The organism is Bacillus sp. FSL W8-0102, assembly GCF_038007225.1.
Classification (GTDB): domain Bacteria; phylum Bacillota; class Bacilli; order Bacillales; family DSM-4216; genus Bacillus_O; species Bacillus_O smithii.
The window spans coordinates 3,240,966-3,261,989 of record NZ_JBBOWT010000001.1 but is presented as its reverse complement, the minus strand read 5'-3'; the positions used below and the strand labels follow the sequence as shown (position 1 = coordinate 3,261,989).

Here is a 21,024-nt window from a genome sequence, read left to right as displayed (position 1 = left end):
AACAGCATGGAAAAGCATCAAATCGAGTACGCCAATAAAATCATTGACTTCGTCGTGAAGCGGAAAAAAGTGAAAAATGTTAATCTTAATATCAAACCGGATATGACGATTGAAGTCACTGCAAATGACAGAGTGCCGCTAGACTTTATTTGTGATTTTGTTAAAACAAAGGGCGCATGGATATTAAAGAATGTCAAGACATTTAAAGATGTTCAGCCATATAGGCAAAGTGAAAGAGAATATGTTAGCGGCGAAACCTTTAAGTATTTAGGAAAGCAATATCGCTTACGGGTCATGCAAGAAGAGGAAGAGAAGGTGAAATATTTTCGGGGGTTTATCTATCTTTACGTTAAAGACACAGAAAATGTCAATCGTAAAGCCAAACTAATTGATGAATGGTATCGTGAAAAAGCTCAAAAAATATTCCATGAATCCCTTGATAAAATGTTTCCATTGGTTCAAAAATATGGAGTCGAAAAGCCAAATATTGATTTGCGTTCAATGAAAGCACGATGGGGCTCAGCTTTGACAGAAAAAAACATTATTTTATTAAACACCGAGTTGATAAAAGCTCCAAAATACTGTATCGATTATGTTGTACTGCATGAGTTGATTCATTTTAAATACAACGACCATAGCGACAACTTTTATAAAATGCTGTATTCTCTAATGCCCGATTGGGAAAAGAGAAAGGCAATATTGGATGAAGAAATAGTGAAAGATTTATAGAAGTGAACTACTCGGTTTAATAACAACTAGATATAACAACAGAAGGCAGTTCCGACGTATATTAACTAATTATGGAGCTGCCTTTTTCCGTCATTTAATCATGAATTTTTAGATTACATTATGAGGAGAGTGTTCTAATTGAAAAAAGTTGTTTTAACTGGTAATGGCTTATCTGTTGGTTTAAATAGAGCATTTGCATTACAAAATATTACTCAGACTTTTTACAATAAATTAACCCCAGAACATCAAAAGTTTATTCAGCATCACATGGAAAGAATTCAAAAGGATGAGTATATTCAAGTTGATTTTGAAGAGGCTATTGCAAGTATAGAGCAAGTTCATGATGCACTATATAAGTTGAATTAAAGATTTACAACTGAACACACAAACGATCGATCGTTTGTTCTGGTTTCTGGTTGATTCGCTGAATAAAGGCTTGGACATTCTTTCTAATTTCTTGCACACTCGAATAGAACACGTTGTAAATCACGTCTGATTTCAGCCATTTCCATAGCCCTTCAATCAAGTTCAATTGCGGACTGTATGGTGGCAAAAAGACGAGCTCTAACCGATCTTCGTGTTCTTTTAAAAATGGCTGAATGAGTTTGGCATGGTGAATTCGAGCGTTATCTAAAATCATCACTATTTTGCCTGTGGGATAGCGTTCTAACACAAGTTGAAGAAATCGAAGAAATGTTTCCGCGTCATAGCGTTCTTCTTCGATGCAAAACACTTCCCCTGTTTCGTAGTTCAACGTGCCAATCAGCTTCAGCCCTTGATGTTTTCCAAACGTCGGAATGATTCGTTGTTTTCCTTTGACAAACCATGTTTTTTGAATCGCTTGGTAATCACGAATCATCGACTCATCTTGAAAGAGGACATGGGCGATGTTCCCATCTACCAGTTTTTTTTACTTCAGGGAAGGTGATTTCGACGAATTCTTTTTGTTTCTCTTCATCGGCATTGGCTAGTGTATAGGTCGGTTTCGTATAGCTTAGCCCTAACCGATGCAGAATGTCAATTGTTCCGCGAAGCGTGTATGTTGGCCCCCACTTTTGTTGAATGAGTTCAGCGATTATCGCAAGCGTCCAATTATATTTTGCTTCGAATCCCACATCTACGGGGAGCTGATGTTCAATGATCAAAGCCAGCTCTTTTTCCTGCTCAGGGGTCAATCGACGTGGGGCGCCAGGTGAGTATTTCATCTCCAGTCCATCAAGACCGCGCTGGGCGTAGGCATGAATATAGTTATAAATAGTTTTCTTGGATCGACCAATAATCGTTGCGATTTCTCCTTTGGTATATCCCTGCAAATGAAGATAAATCGCTTGGTAGCGTTCATATGCTCGTTTACTTTTTGCTTCTTTCATGGCAGTGGACAACTTTTCGATCTCGTCTTTGTGATTTGGCATCATATTTTCTCTCCGTTCCCTTATTTTCTCTTTGTATTTATTCGCCGTGGAACGGGAGAAAACCTTTATTTCAATTTATATAGATAGCTATGTGAATTTTTTAATAAATGAGGAAGAAGGTAAAAAATATCTAGAATCGGAAGGCCTTGGCGTTGAAGAATTACAGAGTCATCTAACTAAAATAAAGGAAATAACCCGTGGTGCTAGTTGAGCTTTAGCGCTCAACTAGCCCAAGTGTAACCAGGGAATAAGCTAACAATATACCGTCTAGTGCCACTTCAAATCCGATAATCGAATTGGCTCGGATCCCCGTGATGCGATAGTGGTCAACCAGAACCGAGAACACCGTCTCGATCACTTTGCGTTTTTGTTGGATCCACTGCTCCCATGTCTCAGACGCACGATGTTTCTGGTTTTTTCGAGACGGAGTCCAAAGCGCCATTTGGTATTCTTCGTACAGCCTTTTTTGCAAGTCACGGCTAATGAATCCTTTGTCCCCAAAGTTATAGGGATGAGGAATTTGAGTCATCACGCTTTCGGCTGCGATTCGATCGTGGCAAGATGCTTCCGTCACCACATACCCCATTGGCAGCCCTTGATCGGTCACTTGAAGGTGCAGCTTCAACCCGTAGTACCATTGCTTTTTGGAAGCGCAATACCCGATGTCGGCGATCTCTTGAAACCGTTTGACGCGATGCATTCTTGCCGTATGGCACAACGGGAGCGGCAAGCTGTCAACGACGGCATAGGCATGATGTTGACCGCGTTTTGCCAGCTCATGACGGATCCATTTGATGGCGAAACCAAGCGCCCGGCAACGGCGGTTGTATCGGGAGCGTTCAAGAAACGAGCCGTTTGTGAACAAATTTCCCGTGACAAAACGATGCCACGCCCGTTCAGAAGTAAAACCGAGCAGCTTTCCTAAAAGATGAATGGCGATGATGACAGCGTCCTCTTGCTTGACCAAATGGCGATTTCGACGATGAAGATGCACCTGAATGCATGAAAGTTGAGCAGAAACAAAAACGAAAATGGCGGCATATTGCTTTTGAATCTTGGCCCGATCTGTAGTAAAATGAAAGTGCTCTTGCATGGGGATTCTCCTTTCGAATGGTAGGTCGCACTTTCATTCTACAGGAGATTCGCCAGCAAGGGCTATTTTTATGCTTGCTCAAGTTTATCTAGCACCACGGGTAGGAAATAATCATTTCTTATACTTCTTCAATAGTTGAAATTATAGATGGAAATGTACACTGGGAACAAATAGGTGATAGACTATCAGGATTCATCAATTGGTTACAAGCAGAGCTTCAAGGTAATGATGAAATTGATTTATTTACTTTGAATTTTGACTTATTATTAGAAACTATTTTACTAAGAATTGTTGGAACTGATGAATTTACAGATTTTCATGTTAAACGTGGTAAAACTCCAGATGGCCATGATAAGTTTAACTTTGATCCACAGCAGACTTTAAATGATTTTGGTTATAGAAGAATACGGCTTCACCATTTACATGGTTCTCTTTCATCATTTAAACGGCTTTCTGATGGGAGAATTTTTAAACTAAGAACTGAGGATATAAGATTATCTGATTTGTATAAAAAGTTAGATGCAAACGAGCTCTTCCCTTCCATAATTACGGGAGGATTTAAGAGTAAGAAGATTCAAAGTTTACCATTCAGTTTCTACTATGGGAAGTTTAAAGAAAAGATGGTGGACCCAGAAAATCTTTGCGAAGAATTATACATTATTGGTTACAGTTTTAGAGATGAACATATTAATGAGGCAATTAGTGAGCGTTTGAAAATACACAGAAAAAGAGATGGGATCCCACTTAAAAGGTTTGTAATAGTAGATTATAAATTGACTGAGGAAGAACAAGATAAGTTTATAGAAGATGTAAATAAGGCTTTAGAATTAGGTCGAAAAACAAAACTTAAAAAAGAAGATGGTATTTTTATTTTTAATGGTGCGGATGGAATTGATGGAATTCTTCATGCAAGCAATTAACCCTAATACTTTAATACATTTGAAAACGTTACCTAAGGAGAGTTGAAATGGTTGCAAATTTAATTGAAAATCCAAAGGAAATTAAAAGACATGTGGTTATTTTGGGTGCGGGAGCAAGTCTGGCTACAACAATACCAACAAATGGTGATAGAAATGGTAAAAGGCTCCCAATAATGAATAATCTTATTAAGGTAATAGGTATAGAAGACCTTGTACACCAAATTGATATAGATTTTAAAAGTGATAATTTTGAAGATATATATAGTGAACTGTATTCAAAAAGAGATTATACAGAGGTATTAGAGACCATTGAGAAAAGTGTGTACGATTATTTTAGCTCCTTGGAATTGCCTGACGAACCTACAATTTATGATTATCTTGTTCTCTCGCTGAGGAGGAAGGATGTTATTGCAACATTCAATTGGGATCCTCTATTATGTGATGCTTGGGAAAGATGTCATAAAATTACTACAAACTTACCTCATCTATTATTTTTACATGGAAATGTAAGAGTTGCTACTTGTGAAAGGTGTAAATTGATTGGAAAGATAGGTAATAATTGTTCTTATTGTGGTGAACAATTAGTTCCAACTAAATTACTATATCCCATAAGTGAAAAAAACTATAATAGTAACCCTTTTATCAAAGATCAATGGAATATTTTGGGGCAAGCAATTGATCAAGCATATGCGTTAACTATTTTTGGATATGGTGCACCGAAATCAGATATCGAGGCTGTTAATTTAATGAAAAAAGCATGGGGAAAAATTGAAGATAGAAGTATGGAGCAGATTGAGATTATTGATATTAAAGATGATGAGGAATTAGCAAATACGTGGAGTGAGTTTATCTTTTCCCACCATTATGAAACACATAAATCATTCTTGGACTCGCATCTTTGTAAAGTTCCTCGAAGATCTATTGAGGCTTATTATGAAATGTTTTTCAATGCTAATTTCATTGACTTACATGAATATCCTAAAAATGCTTCATTTGAACAACTTACTACCTTCATTCAGAATTTAACTAAATATGAAAATTAAACTGTAGGGCGCTTTTACAAGGAAGTGAAAAAATGAAAAATAAAAACAAATTCAAATCAAAAAGGAGATTTGATTACGGTTTTAGAGACCAATATACTAAACGAAAAATATCTTATTATCGTCGATTACAAAAGGAAAATGAAAAGCGCAGTAAGAGTATAGATATTGATAAATTACTCTCCATGGAAAATATTTCAGTAGTATATGCTAATTCAGAAGGTGTAGTTGAAGTAGACTTAGAAAATCCTGCACATCGTAGGTGGTTGGAAGATTAATGGTAAATACTAAAAAGCGGGAGTTGTCTTAAACTTTATTAAGGGCATCTTTAAAATTTTGCTCTTTAACAATTTTTTGCCCTTTTCTGTTAAAAAGAAATCTGAATTGAGTGCACTGTTATTCATGAGGTAGGGTATTTCCATTCAGTTTTGTTTTGTTGCAAATTTGAAAATACCCTGCCTTTTTCTTTTTATCTAACAAAAAAATTGCTTACACAATATTTTTACTTCGTCTAATACGTCTTTGAAAATTATTGGCTGTTTTTGTTGGGAAAGGTGTTTTTGGCAAGTAAAAAATGCATGAAATGGCAATTAAAAATGAAACTTGCCAAATTCCGTTATTGGTTGAGTGAGATTGAATCTTTATAGCGATGACTATCGCCTTTAAAAATGATTAAATGGGAGTGATGTATCAGTCTATTAATTACTGCTTTTGTTAATATTAGATCACCAATATATGGTTCATTGTTCGAATTGTAAATTTGTGGTTACGATGATACTTTTAGCTTCATACACATTGAAATGATTTAAAATAACATATAAGTCCTGTTGCCACAGAATACCATCTCAACATATACCTGTTACACAAAAGTTTATGCTGACTAATGCAGAATGGGAATTATAGGAAAACGTGTCTTCGTATTTTGCAAAGGACTTATTCATTGCTCACCGAATAGACATTTCTAAAACGTTTTCTTATTAAAATTTGTTAGATTTCCTTACAATAATATTGAGAATGCTGCATTTTAGAAAGTAATCTGTTTAAAGACATAATGATCTTTTTTTAAAAGAAATGAAATAAAAAATGGTTTGGAGGCAATCAAAGCTCTTTAACTCTCCATAAATTTTATGCTTGGTTTTCTATGATGCAAAAATAGTAATTGCTGGAGACATCAGCATTGGCATAAACATAAGCGTGCGGTGTGCAACAGGAATTTTAAAAAGGTTTATGTAAAAAAATCTTGCAAAAATAAGCGGCAAAGAATTGATCAACCAAAAAGGAAAGGCACGCCTTATTTATGAAATTAAGATCACGGAATTAGCAAAATACATAAATGAAAAAGAAACTATTACTAACTTAACATTCTTAGAGAATGGACTGTATTTACAGCACCAAATAATATATTGCCTGATTTTTTCTTGAATCGGTGTTTTGACTTACCGTTCAGGAATTCATTTAAAATTTGCCATATTACTCTTTACGTTCATTTTTGGCGATACAAGCTTCTGTTGAAAAAGATTTTAGTACGAATTTTGTTTATGTTCTTCCAATTGTTCGAAAATTTTCTCATTAAAGATAGATGAAGATCATTCAAATAACGAAATGGCTGATTCTTGTTCATTTTGGTTGATCCTTGCTTTAGGAAGTTTTGGGAGAATGCAAAGGGGGAAGCGTTAATGAAGAATTCACTAGACTATCCAGAATTACTTTCGCAACTACACCAAGACAATTCCAATTCCCTAGATCTTTTGGCAGATCGAATTGGTGAAATGCTTGAATGTCCAATTACAATAGAGGATTCCACTCACCAGATTATTTCCTACAGCAGACATAAAGAAAATGTAGATGAAGCAAGAATAGCCACGATCATAAGTAGAAAAGTGCCAGATAAAATCATTAATAGTCTTTGGAAAAATGGTATTATGGCAAAACTGTTTGAAAGCGATGAACCCGTTATTGTCCCTGCAATCGAAGAAGTTGGACTTGGCAACCGTGTTGCCGTCTCGATCCGAAAACATAATGAGGTCTTAGGTTTTATATGGGCACAAATCAATGATAAAACAATGGGCGACGATCAAATGCGTTTGCTCAAGGAAGCCGCAAAATTTGTGAAAAATCATCTCCTTCTTCAGCGAATGAGAAATCGAAAAGAGGAAGAGAGTCATCAAGAATTTCTATGGCAGCTATTAACAGGCCATCTGAACGATGTGTCTAAAATTAAACGCCAGGCTAAACGGGCCGGAGTCAATCTGGATGGAAGGCTTGCTGTTGCCATCATTGAATTTGATGATGATATATCGCAAGCTATTGAAAAACATGCCTATTATTTAGCTGAGACATTGCAGCATGTCCAAGTCGTCGGCCGGCTATTTGATCAAAATCAATTAATATTGCTCACCCGGCTCAGAACAGAACAAGAGTCGAGAAGCGCCCTTTCCAGCTTTATTAAAGATTTTATCCACAAAATAAGTATGCGTTTACAAATTCGGAAAATAACTGGTTCTTTTGGCTCCGTTTATAATTCTCCGGAGCATGTTCAATACAGCTATAAACAAGCATTGAAGGTATTAAGACTTAAAGAAAAATTCCCCGATGAATTACAGCAAACTTATAGTTTTCAGGAGATCGGCATCTATCAGTTTTTAGATGAACTTTATCAAATCCGAGTACGTGATCACTATCAGAGTGAGGCCATTACAAAATTAAGAGAGTATGACCTCAAGCATCGCACCGATTTGTTGCTTACCCTTAAAACTTATTTGGAATGTGACAGCAATGTTTATCAAGCATCGCAATTATTACATATTCATCCGAATACGTTAAATTACCGTTTGAAAAGAGTAGTAGAATTAACAGAAGTAAACCTGAAAGATCCAAACCAGAAGATAATATTATATCTGGATTTAAAACTTGAGAGCATGAAGGTCGAGTAATTTGTGGATTTACACAAATTACTTTTGATATTTTCTGATTTTTTAATAAAGTATGGTTCAAATAAAAGATATATGATAATGGTGCAGATGTTATTTTAAGGAGATGGTAAGGATGATCATCGGGGTACCGAAAGAAATTAAAAATAATGAAAATCGTGTGGCTATCACACCTGCAGGGGTTATTCATTTAGTTAACGCAGGACATAAAGTTCTTATTGAGGCAAACGCTGGAATCGGAAGTGGTTTTACCGATGAAGAGTATAAACAGGCTGGGGCTGAGATTCTGGAAAGAGCTTCAGAGGTTTGGGAAAAAGCAGAAATGATTCTGAAAGTAAAAGAACCACTCCCGTCTGAATATGGTTATTTCCGAAAAGGACTGATTTTATTTACTTATCTCCATTTGGCAAATGAACCTGAATTGACTCAAGCTTTAGTGGAAAATGAAGTAACCGCCATTGCATATGAAACGATTACCGTAAATAATTCATTGCCATTGTTGACACCAATGAGCGAAGTGGCCGGTCGAATGGCAGTTCAACTCGGTGCGCAATATCTTGAAAAATCTAAAGGAGGGAAAGGGATTCTGCTAAGCGGTGTTCCTGGTGTCAAACGCGGGAAAGTAACGATTATTGGCGGTGGTGTGGTTGGAACCAATGCGGCAAAAATTGCACAAGGTCTTGGTGCAGATGTAACGATTATAGACTTAAATCCTGCGCGCCTGCGTCAATTGGAAGACATTTTTGGTTCAAATGTGCAGACATTAATGTCGAATCCGTTTAATATTGCAGAATCTGTCCAAGACTCCGATTTAGTGATCGGTTCGGTACTGATCCCTGGCGCAAAAGCGCCTAAACTTGTAACAGAAGAAATGATAAAATCCATGCAGCCTGGTTCGGTTATCATCGATGTTGCTATTGATCAGGGTGGAAATTTTGAAACGGTTGAACATGCAACCACTCATGACAATCCAATTATCGAAAAGCATGGAGTGCTGCATTATGCAGTTGCTAACATTCCCGGTGCGGTTCCAAGAACCTCAACAATAAGTCTTACAAATGTCACGATTCCATATGCTGTGCAAATTGCTTCCAAAGGCGTTGTCAAAGCAATAAAAGAAAGTGAACCGATTAAAACAGGTGTGAATGTAATGAATGGAAAAGTAACATTTAAAGCAGTTGCAGATGACCTTGGCTATTACTATGTTCCGGTTGATGAGGTGATCTCCGAACGATTGTATTCAACATCATAAAAACACCCTTCTAGCTTAGCTATGAAGGGTGTTTTAAAATAAAAGGTTCCTTAAACAACCTTCATTGACATTAATAAAAGTTCGAAACCGCAAAAAGTTGAAGATGGAAAAGGTTGATTTAAATAAAGAAATGGCATTCATTGCTCATCTTTCTGAAAAAACCGGAAAAAATAAATATGAAAGCGCCTTGATGAAAATGGGAGTTGAACAATTGAATATCAAATCGTAAACCGAAATAGATTAACAGGAAACGCTGGCTCCGCAGGAGAACCTTTTTGAATAGAGCCAGCAAATACGATTATTTTTCAGAATTTTATATCAATCAAATGGACAATCAAAAGTTTGTTTAAAACAAATTTCCAGATTAACTGAAAAGGCAAGCTTTTATCAGATTTTCTTTCCAAACAAATTTTCCGCTGCCGATAAAGTACTTCAACATTCGTTTGAAGAAAGAGATCTAATCACTCTTTCATCTACAAAATAAGATAAAAATTCCAAAAAGCTTGTTAAAAGTTTGGAAAGAATCTCTTCGTTATTATATTTTGAGGTACCGTCAAGAATTTTGTGTAATGTAAGATAGATAGGGTATCTCTGAAATAGATTTAGAATAGAGGGGAAGACTGGTTTCCTCCATACAGGAGACTGAATATTCAGTCTCCTGTATGGAAAGAGAGAATCCCCCTTATCTCATTGATTTACATTATTTGGTTAATTATAACGTTCTTCAAACATTCGTTGAAGGGCTTCATGTGCTTCGGCAAATCCTCGCAACTTTCGCCCTGCCCATTTCTCATTAAAATCTTGGATGGTCAAATACACGACTTTTTCAGCGGCTTCTAAACTACTCAAACTGTTCATCGGCTTTAGACGTTTCCGAATCTCTTTGATCGTTCGTTCAATGGCATTGGTCGTGTAAATCACACTTCGAATACTGCTTGGATAATCCATAAATGTAAGGAGGACATCCAACTCATTGGCCCAAGATTGAACTTCTCTCGGATACTTGTTCGACCATTTCGACTCAAACTGTTGAAACATCTGTAACGCCATCTCCTTATTCGGTGCGCGATAAATCAGTTTGAGATCCTCTGCCACTTCAAATTGATCTTTTTTCCGAACACGATTTAAGGTATTACGTACTTTGTGAACGACACAGCGCTGCACATCGGCTTTCGGATAAACGGCTTTAAAGGCTTCCTCCAGTCCCGGAAGGCCATCGAATACACCAAGAAGTACTTCCTGTAATCCTCTCTTGTAGAGATTGTGGAGAATCTCTTGCCACCCATAGGCACTTTCTTGTCCTCCTACGAAGAAGTCGAGAATTTCACGATACCCTTCTTCGTTTACACCTAACACGACATAAATGACCTCTTTTTCTACCGTATCTCGACGAAGTTTCACGTACAACCCATCCAAATATAAGACCGAATAACGCTTGGGTAGGGGGCGATTATGCCATTTCTCGATGTCTTCCCTTACCACATCCGTGATATGGCTAATCGTTGTTGGTGAGTAGGCATTTCCTAAAATTCGTTCGATAAACTTGCCAATTTCACGCGTACTCATCCCACTTTGATACATCTTGATGACGGCTTCCTCGAGCCAGCCGGTATGGCGTTGGTAAGGGGCAAACAGCTGCGTTTGAAATTCCCCGTTTCGGTCTCTTGGAACAGAAAGTCCTTCGATACGACCATACTGCGTGTCTAGGTTTCGATGGTAATAGCCGTTTCTTCTATTCGACGTTCCCTCTTGTTCCATTTCGAGGAAAGTCTGGATTTCTTCCTTCATGATCAGCTCTAATTTTTCCTTTACAAACTCACGAATAACGTTTTCCAGTTGATTCATCCAATCTATATTCGATATACTTTTAGACATAGGTAGGATACTCCTTTCTCTAAGATTTTTGCCAAATCAGAGAATACCCTACCTTTTTCTTTTGGTCTAACTAAATGCTTGACACAAAATTTTATACATCATCTATTTTGACTGAACTTCCTGAATTTTTAATCTTATTTTTAGAATGATGAAAGTAAATAAATTATTCATTTATTATCTGATGCATACCGCCAACTTACAAAAACCTGAATCTGTTTGTTATGGGGGAGTTTATCATGAAAGTTTTTGATCTGCATTCTGACCTGTTTACTGATATTGCATGGCGGAAAAGCCGTGGCGAAAAGAATATATTTGATCGATTTCATTATCCTAAACTGAAAGAAGGCGGAGTCGATTCTATCATTTGTGTGTTTTGGGTAGAGCCAAAATTCCGTAATCATCCATATGACAGGTTTCAAACATTATTTCAATATGTAATGAGTGATTTAATGGATTCTAAATACGCAATGATTGGTCATCCTTTGTCTGATCAACGGAATAACCCTGATTCGGAAAAAATCAAAATCTTTTTTGGGGTTGAAGGCCTTACTTTTATGAAGGATTGGAAAGGGGAAACAATTGAAGCCAAAATCGAAAATGCATTCAATTTCCTTCATGAAAATAAATTTATTCATTTGATCTTTGCATGGAATGAGCGCAACTTTTTGGCAACCGGTACTGGCGCAGAAGATTCTAAGATCAAAGGTCTCACAGACTATGGGAAAATTGCCGTTCAGATGGCAAATAAGAAAAACTGGATTCTTGATGTTTCTCATTTAGATGAAACATCTTTTTGGGATATGTATAATGCCAGCGAACTTCCAGTTATAGCTTCTCATAGCAATGCAAGAGCTCTTTGTCCCCATGAGAGAAATTTAACAGATGAACAAATAAAAGCGATTGCGGAAAGAGGTGGAATCATCGGTTTAAATACTTATGGTTTGTTTGTAGATCACGAAAATCCAACGATTGATAAATTCATTGATCATGCGATTTATATAGCTGATCTAGTTGGTCCGGAGCATGTCGCCTTTGGGTTTGATTTTGTAAATTACTTAGAATCCTATGATTTAGGTACAGAATTTAATGTATACACAAGAGATCTGGAGGATGCGACAAAAATTCCATATCTTTTGGAGAAAATGAGCAAAAGAGGGTTCACACCTGAAGAGTTAGAATCCATCAGCTTCAACAATGCTGATCATTATATAAAAAAATTATTTTCAAAAGAAAAAGATAGGAGATGATTAAATTGGAGAAGACACTTATTCAAGCGGATGACTATATAACTTTGTGGGGCATTATTGTAGTTTTGGCTTCGATAAGTATTTATCTAGAACAGCGTTACATTTGGGCATCCAAAATAACAGGAGCCATCATTGCACTCATTGGGGCGATCGTTTTATCAAATACTGGAATCATTCCTACAGCATCTCCAGTGTATGATGCAGTTTGGACTGTTATTGTTCCAGTAGCGATACCATTGTTGCTTTTCCATGTTAACATTAAAAAAATATTTAAGGAAACCGGAAGATTGCTTATTATCTTCCTATTAAGCTCGATAGGGACAATTGCCGGCACCATTGTCAGTTTCTTTTTATTAAAAGATTATATTCCAATGCTTGACAGACTAGGTGCTATGTTCAGTGCAAGCTATATTGGCGGCGGAGTGAATTTTGCCGCAATGGCCGCTAAGTTTAAAACACCTGGTGAACTAGTCTCTTCTGCGGTAGTTGCCGATAATTTAATGATGGCCATACTCTTTATTATTCTAATGATTATTCCAACTCTTTCATTTTTCAAGAGACGTTACAGTACTCCCCACATATTGGAAGTAGAGCGTGAGGGTGCAATAGAAGATGGAAAAACATTGGCGGAAAGCTTTTGGAAAAGAAAGGATATTTCTTTAAAAGATATTGCACTTTCTGTTGGGACAGCCTTTTTGTTTGTCATTGTATCATTTAAGATCGCCAAATATTTTGACCAGTTGATTCCATCTGGGGAAGATGTTTCGTTCTTTATGAATTTACTGAATGGACTTTTCGGTGATGGATATATTATGCTGACAACGATGACGTTCATGGCACTGACGTTATTTCCGAAATACTTTGAAAATATTAACGGGAGTCAGGAAGTTGGAACATTTTTGGTTCATATATTTTTCGTTGTTATCGGCATCCCGGCGTCCATACCACTCATTATTCAAAATGCACCATTGTTGTTATTGTTCGCTTTTATTATTGTCATCATTAATTTAATCATTTCTTTAGTTGCCGGAAAAATATTTAAATATGATCTTGAAGATATACTTTTAGCAAGCAACGCTAATATTGGAGGGCCAACAACTGCAGCTGCATTGGCCATTGCGAAAGGTTGGAAAAATTTAATTGGACCGATATTAATAGTCGGAACATTCGGCTATATTATTGGAAACTATGTTGGCACAATTCTCGGCAACTGGTTCTCAACTTTTATGTAAGTGAATCACTTGACCCAGCATTTCAAAAAATGCTGGGTTTATAACAAATACTTGAAATTAGAAACTGTGGTCATAGCAAAATTTTTGATGTGAATACGTTCAATAATCTTTACTCTCATATAGCAGAAACTATTTCTAAATGGAAAAACTAAAGAATCCTTAAATGAAAATGCCTCAAATGACTTTGCCGAAACATTGCATTGTTGTTTCCATGAAGTTTAGAAGGATTAAAGCCTTTTGAAAAATATTTCAAACTATGTGTTCCAAGATTAGAAATTGAGAATCTGCCAAGCTGTCCCCTGCATGAATTCATTTAGAAAAAACCATTTTATCAGGTACTCTTATCGAAGATTTTGTTGTAATCTGGTAATCTTTTCTCCATAGTTGGGACACCAAGGCAATTTTATCATGATTTTTTAGACGGAAAAAACTTGTGTTTATCCATTAGTTAATAAAAATGCATTTTATACAAGAGTAAATCCTGAACTTTGTGTAAAGCGGAATCTAGGTTCGGTTCGTTGGGTTGGATGTGAGATTTTACTTAATAACTATAGATGAGCAAATTCGCTAACATAAATTTACAACCAAACAAAAAAAGAGACATGAACCCGATTCCTTGATTAGAATAGATGTGTCACCAAAACTATTCACAAGGAGGTTCATGTCTCATGAATAGATTAGCACATCATCAAGGAATCCACAAGTTTTTCACGATGTTGGGGTTGGCACTTTATTTTTCAAAACCTGTCATGAAGCATCTCGTTCATATCGTGGATGCGCTGACCACCAAAGGATTTGCGGGAACATTGACCGATCTTCATCATTGGAGCTTTCATCCGAACCACCGCACGACACTCAGCCATTTTTTCACGAAAAGCCCTTGGGATGAAGAGACGCTGCTTCGCAAACTTCAACAGTGGATGCTTCGTCGTGTCGAACGCATCGCCAAACAGGAGAATCAACCCCTTTTTGTTTCGATCGATGATACGATTTGCCAAAAAACCAAGCCTTCGTCACAGGCAACGCACGCCATTCAAGGGTGTGATTGGCACTATTCTCACACAGAGAAAAAGTCGATCTGGGGACATTCTCTCGTTTGGCTCATGGTTCATACGATGACCCAGGCTTTTCCCTTTGCGTTCCGCCTCTACGACAAGGCGGCTGGGAAAAGCAAGGGGGAACTCGCGATCGAGATGCTTTCTTCTTTGGATGTACACCGTCCTGTTTATGTGCTGATGGACTCTTGGTATCCATCGCAAACGCTCGTGGAAGCTTGTCTGAAAAAGGGATTCCACGTAATCGCAATGCTCAAGGCCAATCGGCTTCTTTATCCAAAAGGCATTGCGGTTCAGGTGAGGGAGTTTGCCCGCTACATCGAACCGAAAGACACTCACCTCGTCACGGTGGGAGAAGAGCGTTATCGGGTTTATCGCTACGAAGGCTCTCTCAAAGGTCTCGATGATGCCGTGGTGCTGCTCGCTTGGAAAGCCGATCAGCCGATGACATCGGAACATCTTCACTGCGTCTTGAGCACCGACCGGGATCTAAGCGATGAAGAGATCTTGCGCTACTATGCCCAGCGTTGGTCGATCGAATGTTTTTTCCGTCAAGCGAAAGACCAGCTGAAACTCGATGGATACCGCGTTCGCGGACGTCGGGCGGTGAAACGCTACTGGATCTTGGTGCAGCTTGCTTACGTGTACAGCATGTTCGAGTCGAACAGCGATTTTTCTGATGGGCTCGATCTTCTGCGCAAGAGAAAAGGACATAGCCTCGTGGAGTTCATTTACCGTGCAGCGAAACAAAATATTCCCATTGATACCGTGAAAAAACAGCTCCACGTGGCATAAGGGGTACCCTGTTTGTCTCTTTTACATGGTAATTATTGTAATTAAAATTGCTCAACTACAGTTAATAATTAGGATTTGGCCAATAATCAGTGATATTACGCAAACAACTTTTTGCTGTTTGAATTGTATATATCCTAAAAAGCATATTGTTGTTCATTTCACCAAGGGGGAAAACGCAATGAATCATGGAAGTTATCGAGACACATGGGTTGAAGTGGATTTGGGAGCGATCCAGCATAATGTAAAGTCCTTTAAAGAACATATTCATAATGAATGTAAGCTGATGGCTGTCGTGAAAGCGGACGGATATGGACACGGTGCCATCGAAGTGGCAAAAGCTGCAATTGGAGCCGGTGCTGACTATTTAGCGGTTGCCATCCTTGATGAAGCAATTTCCCTAAGGGAGGCAAATATTAAGGCTCCAATTTTAATTTTGGGTTATACCTCCCCAAATGCCGTAAAAACTGCAATACAACATAATATTACACTAACTGTTTTTACGCAGGATGTGTTAGATCAAGTGATACAGACTGCAGAGGAACTGAAAAAAACACCCATATTCATATCAAAATTGACAGCGGGATGAACCGGATCGGCATTAAAAATAAAGAAGAAGCTCTGAAACTGATTCATTCCAATACTTCTTCTTTTGTAACGGTGGAAGGGATATTCACTCATTTTGCACAAGCGGATGATCCAGATTCATCCTTTACAGAAAAACAATTTTCCCATTTTCAAGCAATTGTTGATTACTTGGAACAACATGATGTACATATCCCAATAAAACATTGCTGCAATAGTGCCGCAACGATCGCATATCCGGAAAAGCATTTGGATATGGTCAGGGTTGGTGTCAGTCTGTATGGGCTTTATCCAAGTGAACATTTGCGAGACAAAATTTCCTTGAGACAAGCGATGAGTTTTAAAACAAAGCCGGTTCTGGTCAAAATGGTGAATGCCGGTGAATCAATCAGCTACGGCTGTACATTTACAACTAACAGAGTATCAACGATTGCAACGATTCCTGTCGGCTATGCAGATGGGTTATCCAGATCCATATCCAATAAGGGCAATGTTACTGTAAAAGGAAAAAGGGCGCCTATTGTGGGCAGAATCTGCATGGACCAGTCGATGATTGATGTAACAGGTGTTGGAGCTGTGAATGAAGATGACATCGTCACTATTTTTGGAGATCCAGATCATGGCTATATTTCATTAGGCGAAGTAGCGGAACAAATGAATACGATCCACTATGAAACAGTCTGCCTCATTGGCAAAAGAGTGCCAAGAGTTTACGTGAACAACGAAAACAAAACCTAAATATCATTGTTTACGAACGGGGTCTCTGCCCCCAAAGTTCAAAAAGAGCGGCACATTCGAAAATATAGTCATGAATCACATTGTTAAAGGCATTTAAGAAATGTAGTGTTTGGCAATAAAAGGTTTGCATATTATATTAATTTTATATAAATAAACTTGTCAACTTATATTTTAGACGAATCCGGTTATTCTGCAAAAGAATTTTTATTTGAATATAAAGATCAGCAAGCTGTTGATTGATCAAAAACGTGAAGATTTTGTATCAGAAAAATAAATGAGTATCCGGAAAAAGTGAGGAAGATCAGCGTCGTTTGACTATAGGAGAGGGAGGAAAGAAGTTTTGTTAATGGATTGATCATTTATGTAAGATGCAAGGAACAAATTCATTTTTTGAACAGAGATTGAAGGAAACATTCAACAAGTATGATGAATCCAATCATGAGGGCTTCCTGATAAAAACCGACATGCTTGCAGCAAATAGTAAAACTACTCCCATACCGAACTGGGAGTAGTTCAAGCTACTTTCTGAATCTATCATTTCTGCCGCATCCGAGTGTTTTTAATTGCATAAATCGATACATAAGAATGGCATGTCTTCCTTTTTGGGTATGTGGATTCATTTTAGAACGGAGGCAATCCATAAATTCATAATCGCACTGGCAAGCAGGTTTACCACTTCTTAGACACAGGTCGTGCTTCATACAGCAAGCATCTACATCGTTCACGGGCGCACCTGGTCCGCTGCATCCCGGCCCGCACCATCTATATCCCGGGAAAATACAAAATCCTGGTGATCTTTTTCTTCTTGGATCCCTATGCAAAATGACACCCCCTAGAACCACTTTTTAATAAAATATGAAAAAATGTGGTTCGTGAAATTCCAAAAGCCTTGATATATGCCAAATGGGTGCAACAACCTTTAAATCGGCATTAGTAAGCTCTGCAACACAACAAAGAAAGAGTAAGGGGGTTGATGGTGATGTTTCGTTGAATGCAAGCAATGGGTGGAAACTTTTTTGAAGATGTGGGGATAAAAGGGGTTCTGTTAAAAAGGCAAAATTCAAATGGACAGCGATTTCGGCAATCGAATGGGGCAAGTATGAAGAAATCAATAAAAAGCAGTAAATCGAGTAGGAGGGAGCGATTAACTCCCGTCCTCTCACACCACCGTACGTACGGTTCCGTATACGGCGGTTCAATTAAGATAATTGACGCAAGTCTTTATAACTTCCGTGAATAGCTGTTCTCTTTATGCCAGTGGTCACTCCACCCTCCAAGAGGTCTCCCACGGGATTCACCGCTTCCTCCCTCAAGTGAGGTACTACGTTTTCTGTGTTCATCATGACTCACTGAATACCAAGGGCTATTCTCTCTTAATTGTTCGGTCCTTCTTAGTTGTTCTAGACCAACTAATACTATGACCTCTGCTGACTTCTGACGGTTCAGCTACTTATCACTAAGTAGGTTATGAAGAGTACTTCACATATCCGCCAGACCTCCCCGGGTAAGTACATGCACTTTCACACCATCTATCCGCCTCATTTACTCGATATGACCTTCGACAGAAAGAGCTTTGTTTTGTTATGCAAACTCACTCAATCATACCTAGCCTTATATGAGGTTCGTGTTCCTCGGACCGGTGTTTTGCCTCCAGCTTCCTTCAGATTCCGCGTCACCACGGACACCCTTGCTCTTGGCTAACCTCTACTTCGGGTTCGGGACTTACACCCTATAGTTCATGTACATGCCGGGCGCACATAAAAGATCCCCTCAAGTCAACTTGAGGGGATTGGCTTCTTATTTTTGAAGCAAGCGAATGAATTCGCGCATGAAACCAGGGAGGTCTGGCCAAGCATGTGCAGAAACAAGGTTTTGGTCGACATGTACGTTGCTGTCGGATACATACGTTGCTCCTAATGCTTCTACACCTGGTCTGCAAGCGATGTAAGCAGTCAAGCTGCGTCCTTTTAATAAATCTGGCATTGTTTCAAAAATGAGAGACGCATGGCAGATTGCAGCGATTGGTTTATTTGCTTCAAAGAAATGTCTAACGATGCGTTGAAGGTCTGCATCAAGACGGATATACTCAGGTGCGCGTCCTCCTGGAATGACGATTCCGTCGTATTGCGTTGGATCGATGTCAGCAAATGCTGCATGCGCTTCAAGAAGGTAGGCTTGTTTTTCTTCAAATGTATCCCAGCCGGTAAAATCATGCGCAACCGTATGTAATTTCTTTTTCTTCGGCGCGGCAATCGTGACATCATATCCTTCTTCTAATAAGCGATAGTATGGATAATATACCTCAAGAGCTTCTACCGCATCTCCTGTTACAATCAATAGTTTTTTGCTCATGATCTTGCCTCCTTACCTGTTAGACTCAGATTTTATAATACTGAAAGACGGAAAAAATTAAAAGAAATATGCTCGGATTATAGGGGTTTCTTATTTTTTAGGTAAAAAATAACGGGAAGAGCAACATGATGGTTTTATGGTGAGCGTCAATTCGCTATGCTGTCGTCGTCAGAAAGCGAACCTCTCAATTTTCACTCCTTCAATTCTCAACTTTTGGAAGAACAATGAAAAGCGCTCAAATACGCTGCTTTTCTGCCTGAACTTATTTCACCAAACGAAAAACGGAGCTTTTCTTATTTTGCGAAACTGTGGATGTCAATGCGTGAGTCATTCTTTAAATTCTGTTGCTCCTTTCTTCTTGCGGCTATTCTAATATGGACAAGAAATCTTTTGGAAAGGAGCTGCATTTTAGAGGAAATTTGTTTTTATTGTGAAAACCATTGAACCCAAGTCAACTCTCTCTCCGCTTTTAAATTCAGCATCTATATCTTATTGCTTTGTCCTGATTTAAGATAGGACATTCACCTATATTTTCACTCTGAATACAATGTGGTGGAATGCGGAGGTGGAGATATAATGGGATTATTCAAAGACGAAAAAACAAATAGGATTCTTTTGCAGCCATGGAAAAGGGATGCATTGGAGAAATTTGAAGCAAAGATAAAAGCCATTCCCGTGTATCCCTGCGACGCAAGGATATTCCCTCAATCATTTGCGCTACGGGTTTGTGGGAGACCCTAGAAAAATTTCTTCTATTCAAGAACTTGCCTCATTACTAACAGAATTCAACCAAGCTTCTAAAGAGCTTGGAAAATATACCTCTCTTATTATATTTTTCGAAACGCCTATGGAATGGATTCGTTCTTATAGTGTGGAACAATTTGAACAGCTATTTTGGAACTTGTTGAACGGTTTAAGTGATATGGACCCGTTTGATTGGCCTAGCCATATCCCAAAAGATCCTCATGATTCGTTATGGGAATTCTGTTTTCACAATGAACCGTATTTTATGTACTGTGCCACCCCATCACATACTAGAAGAAAAAGCCGGTATTTTCCTTATTTTATGTTAGCCGTCACACCAAGATGGGTGCTGAAAGAATTCAATGCTTCCCCAACATTGGCTAATAAAATAAGGTCCAAGATTCGTAAAAGACTGGAAAACTATGACTCCATTCCGGCACATCCAAACCTAAACCAATATGGATATGAAGACAATTATGAATGGAAACAATATTTCTTGCACGACGATGACACCTCTTTATCAAAATGCCCCTTTCATTCCATAAAGGGGCCTGACCCCAATGATGCTTTAAAGCGTTAAATTTTGGCAATTTAAAGTATGGCAAACGGAAAGGGCTGGCTGCATTCGAGCCTGAATGTTTGTGACGGGGGAGCATTCGTGCTATGATTTTGGGTAAACGACAGACAAGGAGGAATGGATGGCATGGTGACGAAAGTAGTGTTGAACGGTGTTGCTATTCAAGCAGAGGAGTTTGAAGAGGAAGTGATCCGCCAAAACGGCGTTCCTTTACATAAAATTCGTTTTGCTTTTAAGGTGAGAAGCGATGAATATCATGATATTACGACGTTGCTGTATCAGAAAACATTTGATGTTTCGGTTCCTGAAAAAGATCTGAATTTTAGGGGGACGATTCAAAATTATTCCACCTCTGTGACGAATTTGTATAAAGAAAATCAGGTTGGCGATTTTCGGTTGGAGTTGGTTGAGGCGATTTAAAAAAGGGTCAGCATACAAGACGGTGCGGGAA

Annotated in this window: 19 protein-coding genes and 1 pseudogene; 14 read left to right on the top strand and 6 right to left on the bottom strand. The window is 38.3% G+C overall.

All coding sequences use genetic code 11. The annotated features are described in order from the left end of the window. Positions 1 to 6 precede the first annotated feature (6 nt). Together N1I87_RS15465 and N1I87_RS15460 are read left to right on the top strand one after the other, a co-directional pair. Positions 7 to 729: a YgjP family zinc-dependent metalloprotease gene (locus tag N1I87_RS15465; protein WP_341102759.1), complete on the top strand. Its 723-nt coding sequence runs from the start codon at positions 7 to 9 to the stop codon at positions 727 to 729. Between the two features lie 138 nt (positions 730 to 867). Beyond that, positions 868 to 1,095, top strand: coding sequence for a hypothetical protein (locus tag N1I87_RS15460; protein WP_341102757.1), 228 nt, complete (start codon positions 868 to 870; stop codon positions 1,093 to 1,095). A 4-nt stretch (positions 1,096 to 1,099) separates the two neighbouring features. Here the strand turns inward: N1I87_RS15460 and N1I87_RS15455 are convergent. Together N1I87_RS15455 and N1I87_RS15450 are read right to left on the bottom strand one after the other, a co-directional pair. Continuing rightward, positions 1,100 to 2,144 (bottom strand): IS630-like element ISBs2 family transposase gene (locus N1I87_RS15455; RefSeq protein WP_341101344.1). Its coding sequence is split into 2 segments (ribosomal slippage): positions 1,100 to 1,639 and positions 1,641 to 2,144, totalling 1,044 coding nucleotides; the frame shifts between segments, so codons are not numbered across the junction. Positions 2,145 to 2,355: 211 nt separating this feature from the next. After that, the gene (locus N1I87_RS15450; protein WP_011230510.1) at positions 2,356 to 3,234 is read right to left on the bottom strand and encodes an IS982 family transposase; all 879 of its coding nucleotides are present in this window, start codon (positions 3,232 to 3,234) and stop codon (positions 2,356 to 2,358) included. A gap of 107 nt (positions 3,235 to 3,341) precedes the next feature. Here N1I87_RS15450 and N1I87_RS15445 point away from each other — a divergent pair, with 107 nt between their 5' ends. From N1I87_RS15445 to N1I87_RS15435, 3 genes are read left to right on the top strand one after another with little or no spacing between them, the layout of a single operon-like run. After that, a complete protein-coding gene (locus N1I87_RS15445) occupies positions 3,342 to 4,154 on the top strand; it encodes an SIR2 family protein (protein WP_445285718.1) in 813 nt (270 codons plus the stop codon). A gap of 47 nt (positions 4,155 to 4,201) precedes the next feature. Beyond that, positions 4,202 to 5,197 (top strand): hypothetical protein, encoded by a 996-nt coding sequence (locus N1I87_RS15440; protein ID WP_270584528.1) that lies wholly within the window; start codon positions 4,202 to 4,204, stop codon positions 5,195 to 5,197. Between the two features lie 32 nt (positions 5,198 to 5,229). After that, positions 5,230 to 5,472, top strand: coding sequence for a hypothetical protein (locus N1I87_RS15435; RefSeq protein ID WP_270584527.1), 243 nt, complete (start codon positions 5,230 to 5,232; stop codon positions 5,470 to 5,472). Between the two features lie 338 nt (positions 5,473 to 5,810). Here N1I87_RS15435 and N1I87_RS18120 read toward each other — a convergent pair. Then, positions 5,811 to 5,985: pseudogene (locus N1I87_RS18120) on the bottom strand (ATP-binding protein); the annotation flags it as partial. 885 nt (positions 5,986 to 6,870) lie between these two features. On the opposite strand from N1I87_RS18120, the gene N1I87_RS15425 reads away from it, so the two are divergent. Beyond that, the gene (locus N1I87_RS15425; RefSeq protein ID WP_270584526.1) at positions 6,871 to 8,127 is read left to right on the top strand and encodes a PucR family transcriptional regulator; all 1,257 of its coding nucleotides are present in this window, start codon (positions 6,871 to 6,873) and stop codon (positions 8,125 to 8,127) included. 112 nt (positions 8,128 to 8,239) lie between these two features. Then, positions 8,240 to 9,376, top strand: a complete 1,137-nt coding sequence (gene ald / locus N1I87_RS15420; RefSeq protein WP_341102751.1) for an alanine dehydrogenase — start codon at positions 8,240 to 8,242, stop codon at positions 9,374 to 9,376. A 708-nt stretch (positions 9,377 to 10,084) separates the two neighbouring features. Here ald and N1I87_RS15415 read toward each other — a convergent pair. Beyond that, positions 10,085 to 11,251 (bottom strand): IS256 family transposase, encoded by a 1,167-nt coding sequence (locus N1I87_RS15415; RefSeq protein ID WP_341100373.1) that lies wholly within the window; start codon positions 11,249 to 11,251, stop codon positions 10,085 to 10,087. Positions 11,252 to 11,487: 236 nt separating this feature from the next. Between N1I87_RS15415 and N1I87_RS15410 the strand changes: the two genes are divergently transcribed. From N1I87_RS15410 to alr, 5 genes are all read left to right on the top strand, one after another. Next, positions 11,488 to 12,498 carry a dipeptidase gene (locus tag N1I87_RS15410; protein WP_341102749.1) on the top strand — a complete coding sequence of 337 codons (1,011 nt, stop codon included), beginning with the start codon at positions 11,488 to 11,490 and terminating at the stop codon, positions 12,496 to 12,498. 5 nt (positions 12,499 to 12,503) lie between these two features. Further along, positions 12,504 to 13,730, top strand: a complete 1,227-nt coding sequence (locus N1I87_RS15405) for a DUF819 family protein (RefSeq protein ID WP_340734257.1) — start codon at positions 12,504 to 12,506, stop codon at positions 13,728 to 13,730. A 668-nt stretch (positions 13,731 to 14,398) separates the two neighbouring features. Continuing rightward, entirely contained in the window at positions 14,399 to 15,580 is a 1,182-nt protein-coding gene (locus N1I87_RS15400; RefSeq protein ID WP_040037972.1) for an IS701 family transposase, read from the top strand. Positions 15,581 to 15,758: 178 nt separating this feature from the next. Next, a complete protein-coding gene (locus N1I87_RS15395) occupies positions 15,759 to 16,166 on the top strand; it encodes an alanine racemase (protein WP_341102747.1) in 408 nt (135 codons plus the stop codon). Then, the gene (gene alr, locus N1I87_RS15390; RefSeq protein WP_328205166.1) at positions 16,163 to 16,900 is read left to right on the top strand and encodes an alanine racemase; all 738 of its coding nucleotides are present in this window, start codon (positions 16,163 to 16,165) and stop codon (positions 16,898 to 16,900) included. Before N1I87_RS15395 ends, alr begins: the two co-directional genes overlap by 4 nt. A 518-nt stretch (positions 16,901 to 17,418) precedes the next feature. Here alr and N1I87_RS15385 read toward each other — a convergent pair. Together N1I87_RS15385 and N1I87_RS15380 are read right to left on the bottom strand one after the other, a co-directional pair. Then, positions 17,419 to 17,742, bottom strand: a complete 324-nt coding sequence (locus N1I87_RS15385) for a phospholipase (protein WP_327825109.1) — start codon at positions 17,740 to 17,742, stop codon at positions 17,419 to 17,421. A gap of 955 nt (positions 17,743 to 18,697) precedes the next feature. Beyond that, positions 18,698 to 19,252 carry a DJ-1/PfpI family protein gene (locus N1I87_RS15380; RefSeq protein WP_003354172.1) on the bottom strand — a complete coding sequence of 185 codons (555 nt, stop codon included), beginning with the start codon at positions 19,250 to 19,252 and terminating at the stop codon, positions 18,698 to 18,700. A 712-nt stretch (positions 19,253 to 19,964) separates the two neighbouring features. On the opposite strand from N1I87_RS15380, the gene N1I87_RS15375 reads away from it, so the two are divergent. Together N1I87_RS15375 and N1I87_RS15370 are read left to right on the top strand one after the other, a co-directional pair. Beyond that, positions 19,965 to 20,576, top strand: a complete 612-nt coding sequence (locus N1I87_RS15375; RefSeq protein WP_341102744.1) for a YqcI/YcgG family protein — start codon at positions 19,965 to 19,967, stop codon at positions 20,574 to 20,576. A 123-nt stretch (positions 20,577 to 20,699) separates the two neighbouring features. After that, on the top strand, positions 20,700 to 20,993 hold the full coding sequence (locus tag N1I87_RS15370; protein WP_341102743.1) for a DUF3219 family protein: 294 nt from the start codon (positions 20,700 to 20,702) through the stop codon (positions 20,991 to 20,993). Positions 20,994 to 21,024 lie beyond the last annotated feature (31 nt).

Coding starts and splice junctions, on each gene's coding strand:
- N1I87_RS15465 (WP_341102759.1), top strand. CDS start 7: ATGGAAAAGCATCAAATCGAGTACGCCAATAAAATCATTGACTTCGTC.
- N1I87_RS15450 (WP_011230510.1), bottom strand. CDS start 3,234: ATGCAAGAGCACTTTCATTTTACTACAGATCGGGCCAAGATTCAAAAG.
- N1I87_RS15440 (WP_270584528.1), top strand. CDS start 4,202: ATGGTTGCAAATTTAATTGAAAATCCAAAGGAAATTAAAAGACATGTG.
- N1I87_RS15435 (WP_270584527.1), top strand. CDS start 5,230: ATGAAAAATAAAAACAAATTCAAATCAAAAAGGAGATTTGATTACGGT.
- N1I87_RS15425 (WP_270584526.1), top strand. CDS start 6,871: ATGAAGAATTCACTAGACTATCCAGAATTACTTTCGCAACTACACCAA.
- ald (WP_341102751.1), top strand. CDS start 8,240: ATGATCATCGGGGTACCGAAAGAAATTAAAAATAATGAAAATCGTGTG.
- N1I87_RS15415 (WP_341100373.1), bottom strand. CDS start 11,251: ATGTCTAAAAGTATATCGAATATAGATTGGATGAATCAACTGGAAAAC.
- N1I87_RS15410 (WP_341102749.1), top strand. CDS start 11,488: ATGAAAGTTTTTGATCTGCATTCTGACCTGTTTACTGATATTGCATGG.
- N1I87_RS15400 (WP_040037972.1), top strand. CDS start 14,399: ATGAATAGATTAGCACATCATCAAGGAATCCACAAGTTTTTCACGATG.
- N1I87_RS15395 (WP_341102747.1), top strand. CDS start 15,759: ATGAATCATGGAAGTTATCGAGACACATGGGTTGAAGTGGATTTGGGA.
- alr (WP_328205166.1), top strand. CDS start 16,163: ATGAACCGGATCGGCATTAAAAATAAAGAAGAAGCTCTGAAACTGATT.
- N1I87_RS15380 (WP_003354172.1), bottom strand. CDS start 19,252: ATGAGCAAAAAACTATTGATTGTAACAGGAGATGCGGTAGAAGCTCTT.
- N1I87_RS15370 (WP_341102743.1), top strand. CDS start 20,700: ATGGTGACGAAAGTAGTGTTGAACGGTGTTGCTATTCAAGCAGAGGAG.